Consider the following 8,857-nt stretch of genomic DNA (forward strand, 5'->3'; position numbering starts at 1 on the left):
GCACCCTAAACGCTTCCTCTATATGCCCTGTCCTGCGGAATCATCTGGCTAATCCAGCCATCATGACGGAGCGCAATCTCATATAGCGCAATGCGAGAGAGCATGTACAGCTCCTCATCGCTGTCGTTGGCCAAATCCATAGTCACATACGGGCGGAATACAGGCTCGATCTCTTTGAGCTTGAGCCTGCCCCACGCAGCATCGCTTGGCCCGCTCGTTCCATCCAGATAGCCGATTTTCTCAAGTTGGTAGTCAAATCCGTCGAGTTCGTTGCAACGCCTGTCTGCGTAACCGAGGTTCTCAAACAGCACCCAACCACTATCGTCATCTTCGATGCCCCCGTGCTCTGGGCCCTCGCGGGACATGTCTCGCAGCACGTTCAACTGCAAGCCCAGAGCAAATCTCCAGGCATTTGCATACCTTTCTGCGGGTCCATGGTTTGCAGGGTTGGATGGCTCGAACGCAACCGCCCTCTTTGCGAAGTCGTATACGAAATCATTGTTCGTACCGAAACGTTCCGCCTCGACTTGCTTGAGACGTTCGATGAATTCGGCTTCTGGTTCGTCTTCCGCTCGATCAGGAACGGGCGTATCTCGGAACTCCTGAATCTTGCTTTCCTGAAATCGCTCTAGTGCCGTGCCGATCTTGTTGAGAAGGCTATAGCGGTATTTGATATGCGCAAACACCTGATCCATGTGGATGAAGATGTCCTCGCCCCAGCTGTTCGCGTCGTTGGTGAATGCATGCCCATGCAAGTCACAGTTCCATGCAAATTCAAGAAGGGGCCCTCTAACCCACGTTACGTAGGGGCAAGTGACGATATCGGCATTATGGTACATGCCCTTGTAGCGGTTCGTTTCCGTGGGGTGCACGGCACAGAGCGAGCGCAGGAACTCAAAGTACTTCCTGTCCGTACCTTTGCCATCGCTGCCAGGCATGTGGAAGGCGTCGGTACGTGCGTTCTCCTTGCTCAAATCCACGCCAAAAACATCTGCCAGCATGTCGATGCTGTTGAGCACAACGGAGGCGTTGTTGATGAAGTTTATGAAGTTGAAAGCACTTCCATGTTCCATTACACCAAGCGTCTGGTCATTTAGGTAGCCTACGGTATCTCGTATTCGGTGCACGCAAGTGCAGATGCAGTCCCATGCAGGTACCCCTCGATACTTCTTGTTAGTAAACGCCTTCTCTACGAACGAAACCTGTTCGGAGATGTGTTCGTGTGCATCCAGTGTCGCGTTAAACTCTTCAATAAGATCCGGGTCGAGGTGTATCTGAAAAGTCTTAGTTGCATTCATACTTAGGCCTCGATTTCGCCAGACATGAGCTTGGGAAGGAGACGATTGCGCGCCTCTTGAGCCATATTGATTTGACTGCGCAGAGTCTCAACTTTGGTAAGGATGGCTTCAGCAATTCCCGCAAACTTATTCTGGAGCTCGTCGGAAGGAATCGGGATATCGACAGATACAAGCGCTTCCGGCTTCAAATGCAGCACGTTTGTTCCGTTAGCAAGCATTGCAGCGTAATGAGACAAGCCTGAGAATCGCAAGGTCGCGTAAAGGTAGAGGTTTGAAATCTTTTTCGGTACAAGTTTAATAAGGTCCATGGAAATCAAGGCTCCATCAACTGAGCTCGGCGTAATGGCAACGTGGCCAACAAGTCTGCGTTCCTTTGTCATGTCAGTTACGGCCATCAAAATGTCGCCGGAATGAATGATCTGATCAGGTTTGAAATCGCCGTTATAAGGCTTATCTGCCCCATCAGTCCAACCACCATAAGCACGTATGTTATTGAGGTTAACGAGATGCAGACTTCCATTATCAACGAGATTCGCAGAGGTATAGGAGCGTCCACGTACAATATCGGTCACACTGAGCAAGCTCTTCGTTGGCCAGCTGTTAACTTCGCTATTGAAAACAAACCATTCCCTGTAGAGACGCTGCGCGGCCTCCTCAAGCAGCTTTATCTGCCTTCGGTTGTTCTCGATGAGGTTGTCGTACACGGAAAGGACATCAACAATTGCATCTTGGATTTCTAAAGGCGGGCACGGTACCTCGAAGGCAGCTATCATTTCTTTTGTCAATGCATTTCTTGATGCACCCTTGCCATTAGCAAGTTGAAGCATGCATGACTGCATCAAGGGCGAAGCTAAATAGTAAACAAGAAACTCGGGTCTGATTTGATTATTCTCTGGCCTAACAATTGCCACGTGCTGATTAACGCGTGCAGGCAATACGTTTTCTGGCACTTGACATACGCGAGCAACAGAGTCACCCGTAATATTCAATAGAACATCTCTGGGCTCTACCGTTACGCTTGACAATTTATTGGCCGCGTCATTGGTAATGCATGCTAAACCACCGTAATCGAACTGCAGGTTATGTATGTTTTGACTTCGTATCTGGTGTACACCAAAATCGATGTAGACGGACTTCCCGCCCTTTGGCGTCGCACCACTGCCAATTTTGGAGCAAACCTTTCCAAGCTCAACCCGTGACCAACTCATAGCCCAAACTCCTCGAAGTTGCGAGAGATAGTATCCATGAGCTCGTTGCTCTCTGCTTGAAGCTGCTTGAGCTCGACGTGAATCTCGCCCATGCGCTCGTGAAAGTCCACGCCGTCATCCTCTTGGGGCGGCACCCCAACGTGCGCGCCGGGCGTCAGGCTCCAGTTCTTCTCCTCAATCTCCTCTTGCGTGGCAATCTTGCACAGGCCAGGTACGTCTGCATACGTCCCCGCACCGAACTTCTCTGTGAGCCACAGGACCTCGTCTATGACGGTGAGACGCTCCTCAAGCTGGGAGATTTCCTCCGCAAGGCTCTCGCGAAGGAGCTTGCGCTCACGTGGCTTCGCGGCGTCGACCGTCTTCTTCACCTGCTCCTTGCGCTTCTCGATGAAAGAGGCGAGAGCCTCATGCGCTGCGGGAAAGTCACCGAGTGAGGTGACGCTTGCCAACGCCTTCTTGGCATCTTCATCGTCAATCGCTTCCGAGGCATCGCGTATTTCCGCGCAGTACTCGTCGAGCAGTTCGGAGTATTTCTCCGTCTGCCCGCGATAGAGCCATACGATGGCGGAGAGGTTCTTGAGTTGCCAAGGGCTCCACTCGTTATGCGTGGTGTCGATTACCGTATGATAGTTCTGAACGTCGATGAAGAGGACCTTGTCGCGCAGCTCCTCCGGCTTTCCCTTGTCGAAGAACCACAGCGTGCAGGGCAGGCTCTTCGTGTAGAAGAAGTTGTTGCCCACGTAGAGCATTGTGTCCACATGCCCGGTCTTCACCAGCGTCTCGCGAAGACCACGATCCTTGCCGGACGAGTCGGTGGCAGATGACGCCATGACGAAGCCGGCGCGGCCGGTCTTATTGAGATACGAGTAGAAGTAGTTGATCCACAGGTAGTTGCCGTTGCTGAATTCGCCCTTCTTGTTGATGCCCGAGACGCCGAGCGGCATGCGGCCTGCGGCAATGGCGTCTTCGGACTTCACCTTGTCCACGTTGAAGGGAGGGTTCGCCGCCACGAAGTCGCATGAGCCGTCGAGGGAATGGGCGTCGCTGTAGAAGGTGTTCGCCTCGTCGCCGCTCTTGATCTTGCCGTTCATGCCGTGGACGGCCATATTCATGAGGCAGAGCTTGGCGTTGTACTCGACCTTCTCCTGACCGTAGAAGGTCATGGACTCAATGGGGTTGCCACCGTGCTCGCGGATGTAGTCACTCGCGGAAACAAACATGCCACCCGACCCGCAGGCAGGGTCCAGCATCGTGCCGTGACTCGGCTCGATGACGTTCATGATCATACGCACCAGGGACTTCGGGGTGAAGAACACGCCATCGTCACTTGCGACCGCAGGGGCGAACTTGCCCAGGAAGTATTCGTAGATGCGGCCGATGATGTCGTCGCCGTCCTCGTCGAGGGCGGGGTTGTTGAAGATGCGCAGCGTCTCGCGGAGCAGGTCGCTGCCGAGGTCCGTGTAGGTGCGGGGCAGTACGCCAGCAAGCTGGGGGTTCTGGCGTTCCAGCGCCGTCATGGCGTCGTTTACCCGCTTGCCGATGTTCGTCTCGTTCTCGGGGAGGTTCAACAGGTAGTCGTAGCGCGCCTCTTCGGGAAGGAACATCGCGCCGCGCTTTGTGTAGTCGGCAGCCTCGATGGGCACCTGCCTGCCGGTGGCATGGGCGCGGCTCTCCTTGATCTGGGCGTCCACGGTCTTGAAGCGGCCCCATGCATAGCGCAGGAAGATGAGGCCGAGCACCGGCATACAGTACTGCTGGCTCGTTAGCTTCGAGTTGGCGCGCAGGTTATCTGCCGCTTCCCACAGTTCCTTCTCTAGCTTCTTGATGTCTGCCACTGGCTACTGCCCCTTCTTCGTAAGCTCTTCGATCATGCACATGCGGATGAAGGCGCTGAAGCTCACGCCCTTGAGGGCGGCAGCCTCCTTGCCCGCATCGCGCAGGTTCTCGGGAATCCTGATCGTGATGGCGGCCATGTCGCCGCCCACGAGGAACTCCTGCTTCTCGGTGTCCGTCGCCCCGTTTTCGACGAGGTCTGAGTACTTCATCGCCCGGCCTCCGTATGAGTCGGAATACAATACATTTGCAATATATTTTATCACCGGCTTGCGACAGCAGGCGCAAGCCATCGGCCAAATACAGCACGATTTCGTGCTGTTTCGTGGTACAATCCAAACGGTAGCAAGCTTCCTATGTCGTACGCACAAGGCGCACGCATAGGGCTTGGGTCGGTGGCGGCAATAAACCCTTCGTTAGCGTATGCGTTGCCGTGGGGGCCGTCTTGCGACCGAGCGTCGCGGCCCTCCGGCCGATGACGCTGCGGGGGATGCCCCGCGCCCCTGGGAGGCAGGCGCCCTCCGAGCACCTGCCCTGAAGACGAGGAACGATGATGAGCGGACGCTGCGAGCGCGTATACGTGAGGCTCACGCCCGGCGAGAAGGACCGGGCGCTCGACTTCGCGTCGCGAAACGGCCTCACCGTCTCGCAGCTCGTTCGCGTGCTCATCCAGCTGCCCGCCGACTGCACGGTGGAAGGCGCCCGCACCGCCGTGGTGCTCGACCGCGCCTCCGCAGGTAGGCTCGAGCGCGAGATGCGCCGCTGGGGCAACCACTACAACCAGGCCGTGCACGCGCTCAACCGCATCGCCTACTACGCCGAGCGCGGCAGCCTCAGGACCGACGAGGCGCAGCGGCTGCTGAGCGTCGCGGCGGGAAACCTGGAGGATTTGAACGTCACCGTCGTGCAGCTGCGCGAGGAGACGCATGATCTCTGTAGCCACGCGATCGTGAGCGTGTAGCCGTGCCCTACGTGAAGTGCATATCCGGCCATACGAGCGCCCGTGCCGTGCAACGCTACCTCGAGAGGGGCGGACGCGCCCTGGCGACCGACTTCCTGAACATCGACGCCCCGGTCTCCGGGGTGAGGAATGGCCTCGAGGACCACGGGCGCATCGACTGGTGGCGCGAGATGGACCGCACGCGCGCTGCCTTCGGAAACGATGCCGCCTGGAACGGACACCGCGCGCGGACGTGGAAGCACTACATACTTTCGCCGAACCCCACAGACGGCATCGAGCTTCCGCGCCTGCGCAGGTTCGCCACCGCGTGGGCCAAGGAGAACTTCGGTGACTACGAGGTGGCGATCGTCTACCACGACGACAACGAGGGCCGCATCCCACACGCCCATGTCGTCGTCAACAACACGAACCTCGCGACGGGACGGCGCATCCAGGAGCCCGACCCGAGGGCGGTCAAGCGCTCGGTGCAGAAGCTCGCGCGCGACATGGGGCTCTCGTGCTTCGAGGACGCGCCCCACCCCGCCGCTTCTAGGCGGACGTGCACGGCGAGGCTGCGTCAGCGGATGCACAGCGGGCGCGCGGAGCGTGAGCTCGCCTCCAAGGGAGCGTACTCCTGGGTCTCCGACATCCGCTCGCGCGTGGCCATCGCGCGCATGGTGGCGAGGAGCGAGGGCGAGTTCGAGAGCGTGCTCTCCGCCATGGGCGTCACGGTCTCGGAGAACTCCGCCAAGGCCGCGCATCGCGACTGGGTCTACGCCCTGGCGGAACAGCCTACGAGAAGGGTCGGCGGCGAGCGCCTCGGCCTGTCGTTCTCCCGCGAGTCGCTGGAGAGGCGCTTCGCGGCAGGAGCTGCGGGTCGGCTTGCCGACGCTACGGAGCGCAGGCTCTACGAGTTTGCCCGCGAGGCATGCGACCTCGGCGACATCAGAGAGCTGCGCAGTCTCGCCGACGCCGTGTCTGTGTGCGAGACGGTGGGGGCGAGAAGTGTGGACGACCTCGCCCATGCGATGGGACGCCTGCCCGAGGGCTTGGATGCCGCAAGGGCTGCGGAGGCCGTGGCCTACGTCTCCGAGAAGGGGCTCCTTCCCCGCCACGGCGCACGTGGAGCTCAGAGGCGCGCCCGCGCGCCAGAAAGGCCCTGGGAGAAGGACCGGCCCGCATGGATGAGGAATAGAGACGGCGACGTGCGGCAGCAGGAGCCGCAGGCGCCACGCAAGCAGAGGGACAACCGCGACGGAAGGGGCGGAGATGCTCGTTAAGACCTACTAAAGCACCGGGCACCTCGACGTGTTCGATACCGCGACGCTGACGGACTCGTCGCTCTTCAAGGGCAACGTGCTCACGGACTACGCGCTCAAGGTCGCAGATGCGCGAGGCGGCAGGGCGCTCTGGCTCGACCTCTTCTACTACGAGGCGGCTGACGCCTACAAGGGCGACACGAACCCGCACGGCCTGCCCGTGGCGCGGCGCAGGGACGGATGGCCTTGCGTGCTCGCCGACGAGGAGGACCTGAAGACGCTCATCAAGGTGAGCGTCGACGGCGAGGACGTCCTTCTGCGCCAGGGGGACGAGTTCATGGACGCGCTGAGGCTGAAGGCAGCCTCCGACGCGGCATGGCGCACCAACCCGGCGGCGGTGGCCACGCACGACTACTACCTCGCGGCGGACGACGAATGTGACCCTTGCGAGGCCATCGGATATTCGGAGAGCGGCTACGAGCGCGTGGCCACGATGCAGCGCAGGACTTCAGTTCCTGATGACCGTCAGGAAGACATGGAAGGAGCTGACGATGAGAACCGTTTTGAGGATCACTAGGTTGTTGTTCAAGGCCGTGTTCAGGTGGATGTGAGATTGGGACATGGGCGGTAGAATGGAACATGTGAAGATGGGAGGGAAGATGGTGGGAGACATGAGGCTGCGAAAGCCGATGCTCACGGCTGAGCAGCTTGTCGAGCACCTGAAGTCCAGGGGCGTGGCGTTCGAGCTCTGCTCCGAGCAAGATGCGGTCGCATACCTCTCGGATGTGAACAACTACCTCAGGGCGGCGGCCTACAGGAAGCTCTACTTCCGCCAGGTCGATGGCGACAACCCTGGCGACTACGTGAACCTCGACTTTAAGGACCTGGTGGAGCTCTCCGCGATAGACCGGCGCCTGCGCGAGACGCTCCTCTCCGCGACCATAGATGTCGAGCACTTTGCCAAGGTGCGCTTGCTACGCATGTACGAGGAGCATAACGAGGACGGCTACGCGATCGTCTCCGACTACCTTGCGTCGATCAGCTCGAAGCAACGTGCTCGAATCGAGGGAGCCCTCAAAGCCAGGGGCGGCGATGGTCGGGCGCACGACGAGTACTCCGGAGACCTCATCGCCCACTACGCCAGCGGGTATCCCATCTGGGTGTTTCTTGAGGTGACCGAGTTCGGCGTGCTCGTCGACCTCTGGCGCTATTGCGCCGGGAGGTGGAACGAGCAGGAAATGCGAGACGAGCACTACGTCCTCAAGAGCGTCAAGGCTCTCCGAAACGCTTGCGCACACAACAGCCTGATCGTGAACGGGTTCTCGATTAGCGCCGAGAGAGCTGGTTACCAAGCGTCCAGGGCGGTCACAACTTCGCTTTCAGAACACGGCATGACGAAGACAAAGTCGAGGCGCGCCAAGCTCAGGAACCTCAGGGTCGCTCAGATCGCCGCCACGCTTTACTCGGTGAGGGAATTCTGCACGCGAGAGTCCACGAGGGAAAGGCACGCGGCCCGCCTCGCGGAGGTAAGGCGCTACGCCGAGGGCTGCGGCGTGCTCTCCCGCGCCAACGACGGGATTGTGTCGTTCTTCGACTTCATCTGGAGGCTGGTTGACATTTGGCTCTCCAACGGCTCATAATACAGACACATGGAAAACCTTAGGGTTTTGTAAGGGCGGGACCCACTGGGCCTCGCTCTAGTTTTTTATGGGCAAATAAGGAGCGCGCACCGGGGATTTCGCGATGCGCGCTCCTTTCGTGTCTATGGGTGTTGGCAGCCGACTTCAGGCTTCGACCACAGCCTCGTCATCAACCTCCCCATCGGCTCCGACGCCCTTCCCGCGCCTGATAGCCACGGCTGCCGCTACGCAGGCCGCCGCTGCGGTGGCGAGTCCGGCGGGTAGGAGGGAGGCGGTGTCCCCGGTCTGGGGCAGCTTGCCGCCGTCGTGCTCCTCGGATGGAGGCGTCGCGGGAGGGGTCTCTGGCGGCACGAGCTCGACCGTCTGCCCCTCGTCGTCTATGTCGGCGTGGGAGGCGACCTCTTCCCCGTCTTGCTTCAGGCTCTCGAACACGACGACCGCGTGCCCGCCAAGGGCGCTGCCGTCGAACTCGAAGGTCACGTCCACCGAACCGCTGGGGGCCTCTGGCGTGAACGCGACCGTGGAGGTCACGTCGCGGCCGTCCGACTGGATGGGCTTTCCGGCCTCCTTGTCCACGAGCGTGCCGGTGAGCGTGTACTCCTTGCCGGGCGTGAGGCCCGTGTAGGAGACGGAGTCCACGATGGACACCGAGTCGTCGGCCACGGCCTCGTGGTCGCCG

General features: G+C 59.6%; 9 protein-coding genes. 4 read left to right on the forward strand and 5 right to left on the reverse strand.

Annotation, left to right across the window (positions count from 1 at the left end; genetic code table 11):
- Positions 1 to 5: 5 nt before the first annotated feature.
- Genes HMPREF1868_RS00485 through HMPREF1868_RS00505 form a run of 4 tightly spaced genes read right to left on the reverse strand, consistent with a single transcriptional unit; the run spans position 6 to position 4,551 of the window.
- A complete protein-coding gene (locus HMPREF1868_RS00485; RefSeq protein WP_062529432.1) occupies positions 6 to 1,298 on the reverse strand; it encodes a hypothetical protein in 1,293 nt (430 codons plus the stop codon).
- A 2-nt stretch (positions 1,299 to 1,300) separates the two neighbouring features.
- Complete coding sequence (locus HMPREF1868_RS09465) at positions 1,301 to 2,506, reverse strand: restriction endonuclease subunit S (protein ID WP_082719446.1); 1,206 nt, start codon at positions 2,504 to 2,506, stop codon at positions 1,301 to 1,303.
- Entirely contained in the window at positions 2,503 to 4,341 is a 1,839-nt protein-coding gene (locus tag HMPREF1868_RS00500) for a type I restriction-modification system subunit M (RefSeq protein ID WP_062529438.1), read from the reverse strand. The genes HMPREF1868_RS09465 and HMPREF1868_RS00500 overlap by 4 nt, the downstream gene beginning before the upstream one ends.
- 3 nt (positions 4,342 to 4,344) lie before the next feature.
- Positions 4,345 to 4,551 carry a YlcI/YnfO family protein gene (locus tag HMPREF1868_RS00505; RefSeq protein WP_062529439.1) on the reverse strand — a complete coding sequence of 69 codons (207 nt, stop codon included), beginning with the start codon at positions 4,549 to 4,551 and terminating at the stop codon, positions 4,345 to 4,347.
- Between the two features lie 341 nt (positions 4,552 to 4,892).
- Here HMPREF1868_RS00505 and HMPREF1868_RS00510 point away from each other — a divergent pair, with 341 nt between their 5' ends.
- The 4 genes from HMPREF1868_RS00510 to HMPREF1868_RS00525 are packed head-to-tail and all read left to right on the forward strand — an operon-like array spanning position 4,893 to position 8,178.
- Complete coding sequence (locus HMPREF1868_RS00510) at positions 4,893 to 5,300, forward strand: hypothetical protein (RefSeq protein ID WP_156439363.1); 408 nt, start codon at positions 4,893 to 4,895, stop codon at positions 5,298 to 5,300.
- 2 nt (positions 5,301 to 5,302) lie between these two features.
- Entirely contained in the window at positions 5,303 to 6,559 is a 1,257-nt protein-coding gene (locus HMPREF1868_RS00515; RefSeq protein ID WP_062529441.1) for a relaxase/mobilization nuclease domain-containing protein, read from the forward strand.
- Positions 6,560 to 6,587: 28 nt separating this feature from the next.
- Positions 6,588 to 7,115 (forward strand): hypothetical protein, encoded by a 528-nt coding sequence (locus tag HMPREF1868_RS00520; protein ID WP_062529443.1) that lies wholly within the window; start codon positions 6,588 to 6,590, stop codon positions 7,113 to 7,115.
- A 55-nt stretch (positions 7,116 to 7,170) separates the two neighbouring features.
- Positions 7,171 to 8,178: an Abi family protein gene (locus HMPREF1868_RS00525; protein WP_197414898.1), complete on the forward strand. Its 1,008-nt coding sequence runs from the start codon at positions 7,171 to 7,173 to the stop codon at positions 8,176 to 8,178.
- A gap of 144 nt (positions 8,179 to 8,322) precedes the next feature.
- Here the strand turns inward: HMPREF1868_RS00525 and HMPREF1868_RS00530 are convergent.
- Positions 8,323 to 8,857: VaFE repeat-containing surface-anchored protein (locus HMPREF1868_RS00530; protein ID WP_156439396.1), on the reverse strand; the 535-nt coding region annotated here is incomplete at its 5' end.

Origin of the sequence: Olsenella sp. DNF00959, assembly GCF_001553055.1 — a bacterium.
Lineage (GTDB): Bacteria > Actinomycetota > Coriobacteriia > Coriobacteriales > Atopobiaceae > Olsenella_I > Olsenella_I phocaeensis.